The organism is Bradyrhizobium huanghuaihaiense (assembly GCF_025200885.1).
Lineage (GTDB): Bacteria > Pseudomonadota > Alphaproteobacteria > Rhizobiales > Xanthobacteraceae > Bradyrhizobium > Bradyrhizobium huanghuaihaiense.
Genome location: NZ_CP104172.1, coordinates 3,267,574 through 3,282,971 on the forward strand (window position 1 = coordinate 3,267,574; position 15,398 = coordinate 3,282,971).

Below are 15,398 nucleotides of genomic sequence, written 5' to 3' on the forward strand. Positions count from 1 at the left end.
CGTCGGTGCTAGAGCAGGGCGCAAATTGCGGGGTGTTCCGCGGCCGTTGCACAAACCTTCATCAAGAGCCAAGCCTGTTCATCAAGATGCCCGATCATCAATATGTCCTGACCCTGTCCTGTCCGGATCGTCCCGGCATCGTCTCGGCGGTGTCGACCTTCCTGGCCCATAACGGACAGAACATTCTCGACGCCCAGCAGTTCGACGACGTCGAGACCAAGAACTTCTTCATGCGCGTGGTGTTCACCGCGGCCGATCTCGTCGTCGAGCTCGCGGCACTGCAGACCGGCTTTGCCGCCATCGCCGAGCGTTTCGGCATGGAGTGGCAGATGCGCGACCGCGCCGCGCATCGAAAGGTGATGCTGCTGGTGTCGAAGTCCGACCATTGCCTGGTCGACATCCTCTACCGCTGGCGCACCGGCGAATTGCCGATGGTTCCGACCGCGATCGTCTCCAACCATCCGCGCGAGGTCTATGCCGGGCTCGATTTCGGCGGCATCCCGTTCCACCATTTGCCCGTCACCAAGGAGACCAAGCGCGAGCAGGAGGGGCAGATCATCGATCTCGTCGGCAAGACCGGGACCGATCTCGTGGTGCTCGCCCGCTACATGCAAATCCTCTCCGACGATCTCTCGGCAAAGCTCTCGGGACGCTGCATCAACATCCACCACTCGTTCCTGCCGGGATTCAAGGGCGCAAAGCCCTATCACCAGGCGCACGAGCGCGGGGTGAAGCTGATCGGCGCCACTGCGCATTACGTTACGCGCGACCTCGACGAAGGCCCGATCATCGATCAGGACGTCGAGCGCATCAGCCATCGCGACACGCCGGAAGATCTCGTGCGCAAGGGCCGCGACATCGAGCGCCGCGTGCTGGCCCGCGCGATCCGCTACCATCTCGACGACCGCGTGATCCTCAACGGCCGCAAGACCGTGGTGTTCGTGGATTAGGGCACCGTCATTCCGGGACGCCTCGAAGAGGCGACCCCGGAATCTCGAGTTTCTCAGGTGCGCAATTGCGCACCATAGTTCGCGCTTCGCGTGCCCCGGAATGACGGCAAGAGGCTAGCGCACCGCGCCAGCCGACGTCGTCCCCGTCGCGCCCTTCTGCGCCTGCTCTTCCTTCTCGCGATCGGCCGCCGGCATCAGCCGCTTGCGCTCGCGCTCCTTCATGTAGGCGTCGTATTGCGGCGTGCCCGGTCGCGGCGGAGCATCCGCCGGAAGACCGCCGGCCCATTGCGGGACGTAGTCGCCCATGCCGGCCGAGAGTTTCTCGTTGACCGTGCCGCAGCCTGCAAGGTTGGAAGCGAGCAGGGCGACTGCAGCAGCGATCGAAAGCGAACGGGAACGCATGGATATCTTCTAGGTCGTGCCCGGTCGGGCGCGGGATGAGGGGACGCCGGATGGGCGTCAGCGACGAACTATAGCCCTCAACATGTAAAATTGGCCTATTCGAGGGTCGGCGACGATGTATACAAAGAGGGTATTATAATAAGCAAATTTTGCCCTTGAAGGGGTGACTTTAGCTGGTACGGTATACATCACGTATTCCCCGGTCGATGGGCGTCACCCAAGTGGCCCCACCGCGAAGCAGGTGAGATGTCCAAATTCTGCAAATGAGGGGCGGAATCCTCCATCTACGGCGTCGTGCGGTCTTCTTAAAATGGCGCATCAACAATCACCGCCCAATCGGCCAGCGCCACGAGGGGCTTTTTCGTTGACAGGACCATTATATTTGTACAATCGTACAAATCTCTCCCTGCCGTCGTTGAGGCAGATCACGCGGCTTGCGCCGAATGGTCGCCCAACGTCCGATTGACAACGGGGTTGCAGAGGACGCCATGTGGCCGCACGGCATGGCTCGTCCGTGAGTAAAGCGCGGCAAGGACCGGGCACTCGGTCCGGCTCACAAGAGGTCAGAAATGAAGGGGAGGGACATCTGATGTTCGAACGCAAGATTTTTTCGCGCACCGCAGCGGCCGCTGCCATCGCGGGCTTCGCGGCCGTCGCGCCCGCCAAGGCGGAAGACACGGTCAAGGTCGGCCTCATCCTGCCGATGACCGGCGGCCAGGCCTCGACCGGCAAGCAGATCGAGAACGCGATCAAGCTCTACATGCAGCAGAAGGGCGACACCGTCGCCGGCAAGAAGGTCGAGATCATCCTCAAGGACGATGCGGCGATCCCCGACAAGACCAAGACCGCCGCGCAGGAGCTGATCGTCAACGACAAGGTCAACTTCATCGCCGGATTCGGCGTGACGCCCGCCGCGCTCGCGGCCGCGCCGCTGGCGACGCAAGCCAAGATCCCGGAAGTCGTGATGGCGGCCGGCACCTCGATCATCACCGAGCGCTCGCCCTACATCGTGCGCACCAGCTTCACGCTGGCGCAGTCCTCGACCATCATCGGCGACTGGGCGGTGAAGAACGGCATCAAGAAGGTCGCGACGCTGACGTCGGACTACGCGCCGGGCAATGACGCGCTCAACTTCTTCAAGCAGAACTTCACCGCGGGCGGCGGCGAGGTGGTCGAAGAGGTCAAGACGCCCTTGCAGAACCCCGACTTCGCGCCGTTCCTGCAGCGCATGAAGGATGCCAAGCCCGACGCGATCTTCGTGTTCGTGCCGGCGGGCCAGGGCGGCAACTTCATGAAGCAATATGCCGAGCGCGGCCTGGACAAGGCCGGCATCAAGGTGATCGGGCCGGGCGACGTCACGGACGATGACCTGCTCAACAACATGGGCGATGCTGTGCTCGGCACGGTCACCGCGCATCTCTACTCGGCGGCGCACCCCTCGCAGATGAACAAGGACTTCGTCGCGGCCTACAAGAAGGCCTTCGGCAACCGTCCGGGCTTCATGGCGGTGAGCGGCTATGACGGCATCCACCTGATCTACGAGGCGCTGAAGAAGACCAATGGCGACACCAACGGCGACAAGCTGATCGAGGCGATGAAGGGCCAGAAGTGGGAGAGCCCGCGCGGTCCGATCTCGATCGACCCCGAGACCCGCGACATCGTGCAGAACATCTACATCCGCAAGGTCGAGAAGGTCGACGGCGAGCTCTACAACGTCGAGTTCGCGACCTTCGAGGCCGTCAAGGATCTCGGCAAGACCAAGAAGTGACGCGCGAAAGCGCGTCATCCCGGAGCGCGCATTAGCGCGCATCCGGGATCTCGAAATTGTTGAAGCGAGATTCCGGGTTCAGCGCTGTCGCGCTGCCCCGGAATGACGAGTGATTATCAGGGTTCACCCACTTACGATGACCTCTATCCTCACCAACCTGTTCGATGGCGTTGCCTACGGCATGCTGCTGTTCGTGCTCGCCTGCGGGCTCGCGGTCACGCTCGGCCTGATGAACTTCGTCAATCTCGCCCATGGCGCCTTCGCCATGGCCGGCGGCTATGTCTGCATGGTGCTGGTCAACCGGATGGGCTGGCCGTTCTTCGCCGCGCTGCCGCTCGCCTTCGTCTCATCGGCGGCGATCGGCATATTGCTCGAGCGCACGCTCTATCGCCATCTCTACACCCGCAGCCATCTTGACCAGGTGCTGTTCACCATCGGCCTGACCTTCATGTCGGTCGCGGCGGTCGACTACATCCAGGGCTCGTCGCGCGTGTTCATCAACCTGCCGGCCGCGCTGCAGGGCCAGTTCGATGTGTTCGGCGTCGGCATCGGCCGCTACCGGCTGATGATCATCGTGATCTGCGGCCTGCTCACCATCGGCCTTCAGATGGTGCTGGCCAAGACCCGCTTCGGCAGCCGCCTGCGCGCTGCGGTCGACGATCCCCGCGCCGCGAGCGGCCTCGGCATCAACGTGCCGCAGGTGTTCGCCTTCACCTTTGCGTTCGGTTGCGGGCTCGCCGGCCTCGGCGGCGCGCTCAGTGCCGAGATCCTCGGCCTCGATCCGTATTTCCCGCTGAAGTTCATGATCTACTTCCTGATCGTGGTCACCGTCGGCGGCTCTTCCTCGATAACGGGCCCGTTCCTGGCCTCGCTCCTGCTCGGCATCGGCGACGTCACCGGCAAATATTACGTGCCGAAGATGGGACCCTTCGTGATCTACACCATGATGATCGTGATCCTGATCTGGCGCCCGAACGGCCTGTTCGGCCGCACGGCTGCGCGTTGAGTTCGCCGATGACCGCTGCTTCCGACGTCGGTTTTCACGCCCAGCGCCAGGCGCGCTGGCACTACGGCGAAGTCGCCTTCTGGCTCATCGTGCTGGCCTGCGGCTTTCTGTTTCCCACGCGCTATCTGATCATGACCGACATCCTGCGCCTGGCGCTGTTCACGATGTCGCTCGATCTCATCCTCGGCTATGCCGGCATCGTCTCGCTGGGCCATGCCGCCTTCTTCGGCGTCGGCGCCTATGCCGCGGGGCTGCTTGCCCTGCACGGGATCATCAACGAGCCCGTGCTGGCACTCATCGTCGCAGGCCTCGCCGCGATGGTGCTCGGTTTCGCCACCAGCTTCCTGGTGATCCGCGGCGTCGACCTGACCCGTCTGATGGTGACGCTCGGCATCGCGCTGCTGCTGGAGGCGCTTGCCGAGCGCTTCTCCAACATCACCGGCGGCACCGACGGCCTGCAGGGCATCGAGATGCAGCCGATCTTCGGCGAGATCCCGTTCGACATGTTCGGCAAGGCCGGCTTCTTCTATTCGCTGGCCGTGCTGTTCGTGCTGTTCCTGTTTGCCCGCCGCGTCGTGCATTCCCCGTTCGGCCTGTCGCTGCGCGCCATCAAGAACAATCCGCTGCGCGCGGCCGCGATCGGCATCCCCGTCAACCGCCGCCTGATCGCGATCTACACGCTCGCGGCATTCTATGCCGGCATTGCGGGGGCGCTGTTCACCCAGACCACCGCGATCGCCTCGCTCGACGTGTTCGCGTTCGAACGCTCCGCCGATTTGATGCTGGTGCTCGTGATCGGCGGCACAGGTTATCTCTATGGCGGGCTGATCGGCGCGGTGGTGTTCCGCATGCTCCAGGAATTGTTCTCCACCATCACGCCGCAGTACTGGCAGTTCTGGATCGGCCTCGTGCTGGTCGTGATCGTGCTGGTCGGCCGCCAGCGCCTGCATCGCTGGGTGCTTTATGTGCCGAACCTGATCATCAAGCAGGTTGCGGGACGCAAGGCCGTCGTCGCCGTGCCGGAGAGCGACGCATGACCATCGCGCTCGAAACCCAAAATCTCGAAAAGACTTTTGGTGGCCTGCGCGTCACCCGCGACCTGTCCCTGAAGATCGAGCAGGGCGCCCGCCACGCGCTGATCGGGCCCAACGGCGCCGGCAAGACCACCGTGATCAACCAGCTCACCGGGGTGCTGAAGCCGAACTCGGGCCGCATCCTGCTTGAAGGCCAGGACATCACCGACCTGCCCGTGCACAAGCGCGTGCTGCGCGGCCTTTCGCGCACCTTCCAGATCAACCAGCTCTATCCCGACCTGACCCCGCTCGAGACCATCGGCCTTGCCGTGTCCGAACGCCTCGGCCACGGCGGCGACTGGTGGCGGCGGATGGGGACGCGCGGCGACGTCAACGGCGAGATCGCCGAGCTCTTGACACGCTTCCATCTGCTCGACGTCATGAACGAAGAGACCGTGACGCTTCCTTACGGCAAGCAGCGCCTGCTCGAGATCGCGGTCGCGATCGCTGCCAAGCCGCGCGTGCTGCTGCTCGACGAGCCCGCCGCCGGCGTGCCCGAGAGCGAGCGCCATGACATTCTCGCCGTCGTCGGCGCGCTGCCGCGCGACGTCACCGTGCTGCTGATCGAGCATGACATGGACCTCGTCTTCTCCTTTGCCGACCGCATCTCGGTGCTGGTGTCCGGCGCGCTGCTGACGGAGGGCCCGCCCGAGCAGGTCGCGCGCGATCCGCAAGTGAAGGCGGTCTATCTCGGCGAGGAGGCGGTCAATGTCTGACCTGCTCGCAATCGAGGCCCTGCGCGCCGGCTATGGCGAGGCGGTAGTGCTGCCGAAGATGACGCTCAGTCTTGCCGAAGGGCAGGTGCTGGCACTGCTCGGCCGTAACGGCACCGGCAAGACCACGCTGATCAACTCCATCGTCGGCGTCACCCGCCGCTTCTCCGGCACCGTCGCGCTGGCCGGCACCGACGTCACCGCCTTGCGGCCCGACCAGCGGGCGCGCGCCGGCATCGGTTGGGTGCCCCAGGAGCGCAACATCTTCCGCTCGCTCACCGTGGAAGAGAACATGACCGCGGTGGCCCAGCCCGGCCCCTGGACGGTGGAGAAGGTCTACGAGATGTTCCCGCGGCTGAAGGAGCGGCGGAGCAACTTTGGCAACCAGCTCTCTGGTGGTGAACAGCAGATGCTGGCGATCGGCCGCGCGCTGACCCTCAACCCGAAGGTCCTGCTGCTGGACGAGCCGACCGAGGGCCTGGCCCCCATCATCGTCGAGGAGCTGCTGAAGGCGATCGGCACCATCACCCGGGCAGGAGGCATCTGCTCCATCATCGTCGAGCAGAATGCCCAAAAGATTCTGGGGCTTGCCGATCGCGTTGTGATATTGGAGCGCGGAACGATCGTCCACGACGCCCCGAGTGCCGCGCTGAAGGCTGACCCGTCGGTCCTGGAGCGCCATCTCGGCGTCGCCGGAGCGGCCCACTGATCTTTGCCTCTCCCCGCTCGCGAGGAGGGGCGTACAACGAGCGCCGACTGAAATTGGGAGAAACAAGAATGCAGCGAACCAAAGCCCCCTTCCGCGCCGACGAGGTCGGCAGCCTCCTGCGCCCCGCCAAGATCAAGGAAGCCCGCAGCCGTCTGGAGAAGGGCGAAATCTCGGCCGACGATCTGCGCAAGATCGAGGACATGGAGATCGAGAAGGTCGTGCACAAGCAGGCCTCGCTCGGGATGAAGCTCGCCACCGACGGCGAATTCCGCCGCTCCTGGTGGCATTTCGACTTCCTGGCCAAGCTCACCGGCTGCGAGCTGTTCCACCCCGACACCGGCATTCAGTTCACGGGCGTACAGACCCGCCACGACGCGGTGCGCGTGATCGGCAAGCTCGACTTCCCCGATGACCACCCGATGCTGGACCATTTCCGCTTCCTGAAGAAGGTCGCCGATCAGGCCCACGTTACCGCCAAGATGACGATTCCCTCGCCGGCCGTGCTGCACTTCCGCGGCGGCCGCAAGGCGATCTCCAAGGACGTCTATCCCGATCTCGAGGCCTTCTACGAGGACCTCGGCAAGACCTACCGCAAGGCGGTGAAGGCGTTCTATGACGCCGGCTGCCGCTACCTTCAATTCGACGACACCGTCTGGGCCTATCTCTGCTCGCAGGACGAATTGCAGAAGGCGCGCGAGCGCGGCGACAATCCGGACGGTCTGCAGCAGATCTATGCCCGCATCATCAACTACGCGCTGGCCGAGAAGCCCGCCGACATGGTGGTGACGACGCATGTGTGCCGCGGCAATTTCCGCTCGACCTGGATCTCCTCGGGCGGCTACGAGCCGGTGGCCGAGACCCTGCTCGCCGGCACCAATTACGACGGCTACTTCCTGGAATACGATTCCGACCGCGCCGGCGGCTTCGAGCCGCTGCGCTTCCTGCCCAAGGGCAACAAGGTCGTCGTGGTCGGCGTCATCACCTCGAAGTTCGGCGAGCTCGAGAAGAAGGACGACATCAAGCGCCGTCTGGAGGAAGCCGCCAAGTTCGCGCCGCTGGAGCAGCTCGCGCTGTCCCCGCAATGCGGCTTCGCCTCGACCGAAGAGGGCAACATCCTCTCCGAGGAGGAGCAGTGGGCCAAGCTCGGCCTCGCGGTCGAGATTGCGAAGGAAGTGTGGGGGCAGTGATCCCGCGCAGCCGCGTCATCGCGTGAGCGAGGCATCAGGGCTGCTCGACCGGCGACATCAGAGCGGGGCCGGACTTGTCCGCCCCGCTTGTTTTTTGCGCAGCAGAGTGCTGCGGATCAGCCGCTGCGCCGGCGCCTCGAACCAGCGATAGGTGAAGTGCGAGGCGACGAGCGTCGGCAGCACGAAAGCGACCCAGAACAGGTGACTGCCATAGGGAATCGGTCGCTGCATGGCGGCGCAGGCGATTGCGATGGCGAGCTGGAACGGGAAGTGCAGGAGATAGCAGGAATAGGTCATGTTGCCGGCCGCCTCCAGCACGGTCTCGATCCGCCGCGGCAAGGTGAGCTGGCCCGAGCAGCAGAACAACAGGATCGGCGCATAGGTCAGCAGCAGCGGTCCTGCGACCGGGACGAGCTCGATGTCCGCCAGCCAGAGCGCCGCGGGCACCGCGATGGCGGCGCACCCGGCCATCGCCTCCAACATCCGTCGATGCCGTGTAAAGACGACGGCCTGCCGGGCCATGGCGGCAAGCCCGCCTGCATAGAAGAAAGCCAGGCTGGTTCCGAGCTGGGTACCGAACGTGATCGAGGCGAGGATCACGACCAGATTGAGCAGCGGGGATGCGGTCACAAAGCGCAGCGTCAGGAAGAAGGCCGCATAGTCCACGATCTCGACCGAGACCGACCAGATCGGTCCGTTGAAGCTTTCGCTGCGTGGCGGCAGCCAGTCGCTCGCCATGAACAGCTGCGCGATGAAGTGCGGGACATCGTTGTTCTGATAGACGAAGTAGAAGCCATGCTGCGCGAAATAGACCGGCTGCAGCACGGCGACCAGCAGCAGCGTCGCGATATGGAGCGGGTAGAGTCGCGACAGCCGGTACACGAAGAAGGTCCGGCCGCCGATCGTGCGATCGGCGACGACGGCGCGATACTTCCTAGCCCGAGATGCACCAGAAGAACCAGACGCCGTATTCGCCGGCCTCGTAGAACGGGAACAGAGCCTGATAGAACGGCAGCTCGCTTCTGGTGAGATTGATGCGGGGGCCGCCAGCGAAGGCGAAGTGCTGATAGTGCCAGAGCAGAACGGCGACGGTTGCAAGGAAGCGCAACCCCTCCAGACCCAGGAGCTTCTGGGCCTCCGGCAATGTCCACGTTTTCGGCATGACGATACTGCCTCGGCTAGCCCTGCCGTGTCATCGGCCCCAACATCTCGTGGACATCGTAGGTCATGACCGCGAGCAGGGCTGCGAGCGCCAGATAGGCGCTGCCATATTCGAGCTTGGTCTGGAGCGGCACGCCGTAATACGCGACGTTCTCGGGCGCATGCGGATCGTATCGCCACGCGCTGATCAGTTGCGGGGCCGCGAGGATCGCCACGATGAGCAGCATCGGGCTTGGCCGGTACAGCACCAGTGCAACCAGGACCGGCACGCCGACGAACCAGATTCGCGGACTGAGGACGGCGGTCACGCGGCCGCCGTCGAGCGGCGAGATCGGCAGCAGATTGAACAGATTCAGGAACAGTCCCGCATAGGAGATCGCGAGCAGCAGGGCACTGTCTTCCGATCTTGCCCACAGATAGACCGCGAGCGCGGTGGCGGTGCCGACCACAGGACCCGCGATCGCCACATAGGCTTCCGTCTCGACGTCGACCGGCTTGTCCTTGAGCGCGATCCACGCGCCGACGAACGGAATGAAGGCGGGGGCGCCCACGTCGAGGCCGCGCTGGCGCGCGGCGAGGTAGTGTCCCATCTCGTGCGCGAACAGCAGTGCGATGAAGCCTGCCGCATAGTGCCAGCCCCATATCGTCGCGTAGACCGCGAGCGACAGCAGCATGGTGCCGCCGCTGGTAGCGAGCTTCCCCCATTTCAGCCCGGAGAACAGCAGCAGAAAGAGAGTCTTCATGCCGTGCCGCCGGCGGAATCGCCGCGCGGCTTGCGACGGAAGAATTTCGCCACGCCGGCGCCGGCGACCGCCAGACCGAAGATGATGGCCTTGGCGAACTTGAGCACAAAGGCAAGCAGCACCGCAAACAGGCCGAGCTTCTTGGCGGCGACGCCGCCGACCAGGGCGAGCAGGCCGTATTCTGCGATACGGTCGGTCGAGGCGCTGAAGTCCTCGTAGCGCTTGCCGGATTGATAGGAGAGGTTGGCGAGCAGTTCGTGAGCCGCGCCCTTGTCCGTTGCGATCCGGCCCGAGTCCGACAGCAGGTTCAGGCTGAAATAGCCTTCGCGCCCCAAGGCATATGTGTTGTAGTTGACGTCCTTTTCGGCGTTGTCCGGCGCGCCCTTGTCCTTGCCGAGGACCGACCACACCAGACGGTGCGACACGGCATCGTATTTCGGCGGCTCGATCCAGCCGATCACTTCCATCTCGGGAAATCCGCGGGCGAGGCGGTCCTTGTTGGACTCCTCGACGCCTTCCTTCAGGTTCTTCAGGAGATCGTCCGCATTCCAGTCCTTGGCGGCATCATCCTTGATGTAGCCTTCCTTAATGTGGTTGATCACGACCAGCCACCGGTCGTTCTGCCGGGTGCCGAGCACGAGACCGACGAATGTCGCCTCGTGCACGACATTGCCGAGAGCGCGCATGACCCGTGCCCCCTCGGCTTTCGGCACGAAGAAGTCGCCGGTCGGGATTTTCAAAGTCGCCTGATCGATCAGCGGAATGTCGGCAGGACCAGCGGTGCCGGCATTGCCGGCTGCCTGCCACGCGGCGGCAAGCTCCGCCTTGCGCGCCGCCTCGCTCGATGGTGCACCTTGCGAGAAACCAGGTTGTGATCCGAATAAGACAGACAGGGCGATGCCGACGGCGGCAACGAATTTTCCCACAAGTTCCCCCAACCACCAGTCCACCAACGCGTTGGTGTTGCCGGTATTGTAGGATAACGATAAGTGGCAGGACAGAGCAGCCGCAGGTTGCGTTCGACTATCTTGCAGGCTGTTGCAATTTTAGCGCGCTGTGGTGGCCGCGCCGGCGGGCTGCTCGCTTTGCTCGTGTCCCGGACGCGCTGCAACGCTCTTAGCGTTGCTGCGCAGAGCCGAGACCCAGAAGGCAACGGGCTGCACTGTGTTGAAGTGGGCCCCGGCTCTGCAGCGCACCGCTGAATAAGCGCTGCACTGCGTTCGGGGCACGGAGAGAGTGTCTCACTTCTCCGCCAGATAGACCTCACCCAGCAGCGACGAATTCGACCACGGAACCTGCTTGTTCTTCGTGCTCGAGACCACTTCCGCCCGCACGCGCGTGAGCATCTGCTGCACCTCCAGCCCGGGCGTGCCGATATGGCGGGACAGTGCGGCGGAGAACGGCGAGTTGGCGCCTTCGCCGTCGAGTGCGACCTGACCCGGTGCGGTGGCGAACGCGATCAGGGTGCCAGCCCCCAACGTTGCGCCGGCGCCCAGGCTCGTGGGTGCAGCGAGACCGGAGGCTCCCTCGATGCCGCGATTGGTGCCGGCGCTCGCCACCTGCTGTGCCATCGGATTGTTGCGGCAGGCATCGAAGATCAAGATGTTGGTGCGGACCTGGTCGTCGAGGCCGGCCATGATCGTGTCCATGTCGATCATCGCGTCCGTCATGCCGGTGCCCGGCTTGAGCTCGACGTCGACGGGAATGAGATAGTTGCGGCCGTCAACCTGCACGCCGTGGCCGGCATAGTAGACCAACGCGACCTGCGCCCGCGCGGCCTCGCGCAGAAAGTCGCGCGTCATCTTCTGCATCGCGGCGCGGTCGAGATCGACGCCCTCCGACACGGTGAAGCCGATGTCGCGCAGGCTTTTCGCGACCGCGCGCGCATCGTTGGGCGGATTGGGCAGCGCCTTCACATGCGCATAGGCGCCGTTGCCGATGATCAGCGCCATGCGCGTGCCGCGGACGGCGGGAGCGGGCGAGGGGGCCGATGCCGCGCCGGTCTGCTGCGGGGCAGGGGATGCCGCCGGCTGCGTCGCGGGGGAAGGCGCATCGCGCGGGATCGGCGCGGCTGCATCCGTCACCAGCGACAGTCGCACCTTTGCGGTGGCCTGGTTGGCCTTGCTACCGGCATCGGACGCCACGATCGCGAGCGTCGCCTTGTAGTCGTCGCGCGCGTGGGCGTAGTCGCCCTTGGCCTCATAGGCCAGCGCGCGATGGGTGTAGCCCGAGATCAGCACGCTGTTGGGCGGCGTCATGATGTTGACCGGGGGCTTGTCCTTGGCGAGCCGGATCGCTTCGCTGCCGTCGGCGATGGCGCGATCGAAATCGCCCCTGGCGCGCCAGATCGCGGTGCGGTTGATCAGCGGCTGCGGCAGCGACGGGTCGAGCCGGATCGCCTGGTTGATGTCCGCGAGCGCGCCGTCGAGATCGCCGACCGCTTCCTTCGAGATGCCGCGATTCTGGAACGAGAACGCCGATTTCGGATCGGCCTTGATTGCGGCATCGTAGTCGGCGATCGCCTTGGCGTAGTCGCGCTTGCCGCGCCAGGCATTTCCGCGATTGTGGAAGATGATGCCGCTGGGCGGGCCGAGCGTCAGCGCATCGTCGAAATCGGCGATCGCGATGTCGTAGTCGCCCTTGTCGTAATAGGCCGAGCCCCTGAGATTGTAGACGGCCTGGCTCGGCTGCAGCCGGATCGCCTCGGTGGCGTCAGCGATGACCTTGGCGTAGTCGCCCTTCTTGTTCCAGCCCACGGCGCGCCAGAAATAGACGGTCGCGAGTTGCCCGCCCTTGAAGACCTTCAGCGCGATGATCTTGGTGCAGGCGTCGACCATCTGGTCCGCCGGCGTGGTCTCGGTGGTGCAGAGCGGCCCGAGCTGGTTGCGCGCCTGCGCGTAGGCCGGTGCGCACCAGAGCAGGGCGGCGAGCATGGCAGGGAGGACCAGGAGCAGGCGGCGCAAGGAGACCTCGGCTGCGGCGAGTGGGAGTGTCTGCTCTTGGTCGTCCGCGCCGCTTTTCGGGTTCACGGTGTGATCGTCTGCGACGTTATTTCCTGGGTTGGCGGGTGCGGATTTCGATCGATCCGCTCGCCATCTGGACCTCGAACCGGGACAGGAAGCTCATGCCGAGGAGGCCGTCGACCCCGGCGCCAAAACCCTTGTCGTCGCCCCGAGGACCGCGACAGGTACGTTGGCCGCTTCGAGCTTGCCCAGCAGGACCTTGCCGGCTTTGGAGAGTTTTGCCTTCGCTTCCCCGTTGGCTGTGACCAGCGTGATGTCGCTGGAGCCGCCGTCCGCTATCTTGGCCTTGCTTGCAAACGCCGATTTCACCGACACATAGCTCGCGCCGGTGTCGAGGACGAACAGTCCGCGCACGCCATTGATCTCGGCTTTCACGGTGACGATGCCCTTCGGCCCGTGCATCGGGAAGCTTTCCTTGCGGGCCTCGGTCGACGAGACGCAATTGCACTGCCGCTCGTAGTCGGCGATCATCTTTTGGGTCCGGCTGTTGTCGCGCGTCGCCGGATCCAGCGCGACCCAGCGGATGATCGGCGCTGTCGCCTCACAGAACTGCTTCAGGGCCGCGTAGGCGTTCGCCATGCGGAGTGAGATCCCGCCGGAGATCATTTTCTTGTCGCCGCTGAACAGTTCGATCGTGTCGGAGTAGTCGGCGAGCGCGCGGCGATAGTCGCCGGCACCGTCCAGAGTCATGGCGCGGACATAGCGTGCGCTCTGGTCGGACGGCGCGCGTCTCACATACTCGTCGGCGACCTCGACGGCCTTCGGATAGTCGGTGATGCTCATTTAGATGACGGCCGCCTTGTTCAGCGCCGTCAGTGGGGCTCCGCAGTTCTGGACGAACTTGTAGAGCCCGTCGGCGGCTTGCCGCCGATAGCCCCGCCTGTCGAGCATCCCTGCCAGATCGTCGATGCTCCGCTGGTCGCACGGCTCGCGCTTGAGCTCCTCCAGCTTCAGCCAGACCAGACGCTCGCGCGCCACCCCGGCCGGCAGCGCCCCGATGCGGGCGTAGACGGATTCAAAGACCTGGTCGGGATTGTCGGCGGTGGGGTCGCCTGCGCGGGCGATACTTGAGAAGGCAACGAGCAACAGGACCGTCAGGCATTTTCGCCGGAACATATGCACCCCAGAGTATCGCAATCGGCACTCTCTATATCGGGAGGTGTGACCTGTGCAAATTGGAGCCCCAATCTTTCCCTGGTGGGCAGATGATGTTAGAAGTCCTCCATCCCACTCGGCTGCCCACTGCCTTCCCACTCATGAAGAACGACGAAATCCTGAGCCAAATCACAGAGTTCTGCCGCAAGGCGGGCATGGCCGAATCGACTTTCGGCCGGCGTGCGGTGAACGATGGGAAGCTCGTGCAGCGCCTGCGCGAGGGCAAGCGCATCACCATCGACACGCTGGAGCGGATCCAGGCCTATATCGCCGCATCGACGACCGGCGGCCTGCCGCCGCCACGGGGGCTTCAGGTGCCGCCCGAGAAGCGCGATCCCCGCGGCAATTTCCGCTTCTTCGAGAACCGGCAGAAATATCTGCTGTTCGTCCACACCTGCAGCGAAAAGCGGGTGATCGCGGACCGGGTCGCGCTGGAGCTTTCCGCCATCCATCCGCGCCCGCCGGCGCTGCGCATTTTCGACGCCGGCGTCGGCGACGGCACGGTGCTGGCACGGGTGCTGCGCGCGACACATCAGCGCTACCCGCATATGCCGTTCTATGTGGCCGGCAAGGAGCTCAGCCTCGAGGACCTGCGGCTGACGCTGGAGAAAGTGCCGGACCGCATTTTCGAGCATCCGGCGTCGGTTTTCGTCTTCACCAACATGTTCTATTCGGAGGCGCCCTGGCTCACCCCGGCCTCGCCCGCGGCGGCGGCGGCCACCGTCTGGCACGAGGTCCCGCTGCGGGGCGCTTCATCGGGCGAGTTCGAGCAGCAGATCGCCGAACTGCGGCCGTTCCTGGAGCAGAACTGGCGCGCCGCGATCAGCCCCCGCACAGCCATGCCGCTCTATGAGCGGCCGGTCGTGCTGGTGCTGTATCGCGAGGACCACAGGTTCTTGCTGGATTCAACCATCCCGCGGCCGGGCCAGACTGAGGCTAATTTCGACCTCGTCATCGCATCCCAGCCCTACCGTGCGCTGTCCTCGGTCAATTTTCGGGCAAAGCGGATCATTGCGCCCCTGGCGCGGGCCCTGCGGCCGGGGGGGCGGCTGATCGGTATCCACTCCCATGGCCAGGATCCGGGCATGGAAATGATCCAGGCGATCTGGCCCGGAGAAAATCCTTTCTCGGTGAGCCGTCATGAGCTATTGCGCGCCGTGAAGTACGAGCTTGGGTCGTTGGGCCGCGACTTAAATTTTAATGCTTATGCTGATAACCGCTCGATCTTCAGGTATGATATGGAAGCTCTGCCCAACGAGGTTACCGGCAATATCGGAACCTCGACGGCCTTTGCAGCGTGGAATGCGGCGGTGTATGTCGCTCAAATCGAGGACGACCGGTTGACAGAAATGACTCAAAACGGCCGCACTCTGGATGCCGCCAGGGACGTGCTGAGAAAGTACAACGGCCTCTGGTTTCTTGACGAATCCTACGTCATCTCGCGCCGGCGTGATTGACACAATCCAACCGTAAACATCGCAAACGAGCCGCCGTCGAGTGGCGGAACA

Annotated in this window: 16 protein-coding genes; 8 read left to right on the forward strand and 8 right to left on the reverse strand. The window is 64.3% G+C overall.

Translation table 11 applies throughout. The annotated features are described in order from the left end of the window. Positions 1-86: 86 nt before the first annotated feature. Positions 87-950 (forward strand): formyltetrahydrofolate deformylase, encoded by an 864-nt coding sequence (purU, locus tag N2603_RS15405; protein ID WP_260389483.1) that lies wholly within the window; start codon positions 87-89, stop codon positions 948-950. Positions 951-1,064: 114 nt separating this feature from the next. Here purU and N2603_RS15410 read toward each other — a convergent pair whose 3' ends face one another. Next, positions 1,065-1,352: a hypothetical protein gene (locus tag N2603_RS15410; RefSeq protein WP_260389484.1), complete on the reverse strand. Its 288-nt coding sequence runs from the start codon at positions 1,350-1,352 to the stop codon at positions 1,065-1,067. A 589-nt stretch (positions 1,353-1,941) separates the two neighbouring features. On the opposite strand from N2603_RS15410, the gene N2603_RS15415 reads away from it, so the two are divergent. From N2603_RS15415 to N2603_RS15440, 6 genes are all read left to right on the forward strand, one after another. Then, the gene (locus N2603_RS15415; RefSeq protein ID WP_260389485.1) at positions 1,942-3,120 is read left to right on the forward strand and encodes an ABC transporter substrate-binding protein; all 1,179 of its coding nucleotides are present in this window, start codon (positions 1,942-1,944) and stop codon (positions 3,118-3,120) included. A gap of 136 nt (positions 3,121-3,256) precedes the next feature. After that, entirely contained in the window at positions 3,257-4,126 is an 870-nt protein-coding gene (locus N2603_RS15420; RefSeq protein WP_260389486.1) for a branched-chain amino acid ABC transporter permease, read from the forward strand. 8 nt (positions 4,127-4,134) lie between these two features. Further along, positions 4,135-5,163 (forward strand): branched-chain amino acid ABC transporter permease, encoded by a 1,029-nt coding sequence (locus N2603_RS15425; protein ID WP_260389487.1) that lies wholly within the window; start codon positions 4,135-4,137, stop codon positions 5,161-5,163. Beyond that, entirely contained in the window at positions 5,160-5,915 is a 756-nt protein-coding gene (locus N2603_RS15430) for an ABC transporter ATP-binding protein (protein WP_018643264.1), read from the forward strand. The genes N2603_RS15425 and N2603_RS15430 overlap by 4 nt, the downstream gene beginning before the upstream one ends. Then, the gene (locus tag N2603_RS15435; RefSeq protein WP_018643265.1) at positions 5,908-6,621 is read left to right on the forward strand and encodes an ABC transporter ATP-binding protein; all 714 of its coding nucleotides are present in this window, start codon (positions 5,908-5,910) and stop codon (positions 6,619-6,621) included. The genes N2603_RS15430 and N2603_RS15435 overlap by 8 nt, the downstream gene beginning before the upstream one ends. 68 nt (positions 6,622-6,689) lie before the next feature. Next, the gene (locus tag N2603_RS15440; protein WP_260389488.1) at positions 6,690-7,808 is read left to right on the forward strand and encodes a cobalamin-independent methionine synthase II family protein; all 1,119 of its coding nucleotides are present in this window, start codon (positions 6,690-6,692) and stop codon (positions 7,806-7,808) included. Between the two features lie 57 nt (positions 7,809-7,865). Here N2603_RS15440 and N2603_RS15445 read toward each other — a convergent pair whose 3' ends face one another. The 7 genes from N2603_RS15445 to N2603_RS15475 form a co-directional block, all read right to left on the reverse strand. Continuing rightward, on the reverse strand, positions 7,866-8,690 hold the full coding sequence (locus N2603_RS15445; protein ID WP_260389489.1) for an acyltransferase family protein: 825 nt from the start codon (positions 8,688-8,690) through the stop codon (positions 7,866-7,868). A 52-nt stretch (positions 8,691-8,742) separates the two neighbouring features. Continuing rightward, positions 8,743-8,970 (reverse strand): hypothetical protein, encoded by a 228-nt coding sequence (locus N2603_RS15450; protein WP_260389490.1) that lies wholly within the window; start codon positions 8,968-8,970, stop codon positions 8,743-8,745. 16 nt (positions 8,971-8,986) lie between these two features. Further along, positions 8,987-9,712 carry a site-2 protease family protein gene (locus N2603_RS15455; RefSeq protein WP_260389491.1) on the reverse strand — a complete coding sequence of 242 codons (726 nt, stop codon included), beginning with the start codon at positions 9,710-9,712 and terminating at the stop codon, positions 8,987-8,989. Further along, positions 9,709-10,638 carry a DUF2167 domain-containing protein gene (locus N2603_RS15460; protein ID WP_260389492.1) on the reverse strand — a complete coding sequence of 310 codons (930 nt, stop codon included), beginning with the start codon at positions 10,636-10,638 and terminating at the stop codon, positions 9,709-9,711. Before N2603_RS15460 ends, N2603_RS15455 begins: the two co-directional genes overlap by 4 nt. A gap of 315 nt (positions 10,639-10,953) precedes the next feature. After that, positions 10,954-12,675: a caspase family protein gene (locus N2603_RS15465; RefSeq protein WP_260424202.1), complete on the reverse strand. Its 1,722-nt coding sequence runs from the start codon at positions 12,673-12,675 to the stop codon at positions 10,954-10,956. 159 nt (positions 12,676-12,834) lie between these two features. After that, positions 12,835-13,518: a retropepsin-like aspartic protease gene (locus N2603_RS15470; protein WP_260389493.1), complete on the reverse strand. Its 684-nt coding sequence runs from the start codon at positions 13,516-13,518 to the stop codon at positions 12,835-12,837. Beyond that, on the reverse strand, positions 13,519-13,851 hold the full coding sequence (locus N2603_RS15475) for a hypothetical protein (RefSeq protein WP_260389494.1): 333 nt from the start codon (positions 13,849-13,851) through the stop codon (positions 13,519-13,521). A 140-nt stretch (positions 13,852-13,991) separates the two neighbouring features. On the opposite strand from N2603_RS15475, the gene N2603_RS15480 reads away from it, so the two are divergent. Then, positions 13,992-15,347 (forward strand): hypothetical protein, encoded by a 1,356-nt coding sequence (locus tag N2603_RS15480; RefSeq protein WP_212343296.1) that lies wholly within the window; start codon positions 13,992-13,994, stop codon positions 15,345-15,347. Positions 15,348-15,398: the final 51 nt, after the last annotated feature.

Coding starts and splice junctions, on each gene's coding strand:
- N2603_RS15450 (WP_260389490.1), bottom strand. CDS start 8,970: ATGCCGAAAACGTGGACATTGCCGGAGGCCCAGAAGCTCCTGGGTCTG.
- N2603_RS15475 (WP_260389494.1), bottom strand. CDS start 13,851: ATGTTCCGGCGAAAATGCCTGACGGTCCTGTTGCTCGTTGCCTTCTCA.
- N2603_RS15430 (WP_018643264.1), top strand. CDS start 5,160: ATGACCATCGCGCTCGAAACCCAAAATCTCGAAAAGACTTTTGGTGGC.
- N2603_RS15435 (WP_018643265.1), top strand. CDS start 5,908: ATGTCTGACCTGCTCGCAATCGAGGCCCTGCGCGCCGGCTATGGCGAG.
- N2603_RS15470 (WP_260389493.1), bottom strand. CDS start 13,518: ATGAGCATCACCGACTATCCGAAGGCCGTCGAGGTCGCCGACGAGTAT.
- N2603_RS15455 (WP_260389491.1), bottom strand. CDS start 9,712: ATGAAGACTCTCTTTCTGCTGCTGTTCTCCGGGCTGAAATGGGGGAAG.
- N2603_RS15440 (WP_260389488.1), top strand. CDS start 6,690: ATGCAGCGAACCAAAGCCCCCTTCCGCGCCGACGAGGTCGGCAGCCTC.
- purU (WP_260389483.1), top strand. CDS start 87: ATGCCCGATCATCAATATGTCCTGACCCTGTCCTGTCCGGATCGTCCC.
- N2603_RS15420 (WP_260389486.1), top strand. CDS start 3,257: ATGACCTCTATCCTCACCAACCTGTTCGATGGCGTTGCCTACGGCATG.
- N2603_RS15410 (WP_260389484.1), bottom strand. CDS start 1,352: ATGCGTTCCCGTTCGCTTTCGATCGCTGCTGCAGTCGCCCTGCTCGCT.
- N2603_RS15425 (WP_260389487.1), top strand. CDS start 4,135: ATGACCGCTGCTTCCGACGTCGGTTTTCACGCCCAGCGCCAGGCGCGC.
- N2603_RS15415 (WP_260389485.1), top strand. CDS start 1,942: ATGTTCGAACGCAAGATTTTTTCGCGCACCGCAGCGGCCGCTGCCATC.
- N2603_RS15480 (WP_212343296.1), top strand. CDS start 13,992: ATGAAGAACGACGAAATCCTGAGCCAAATCACAGAGTTCTGCCGCAAG.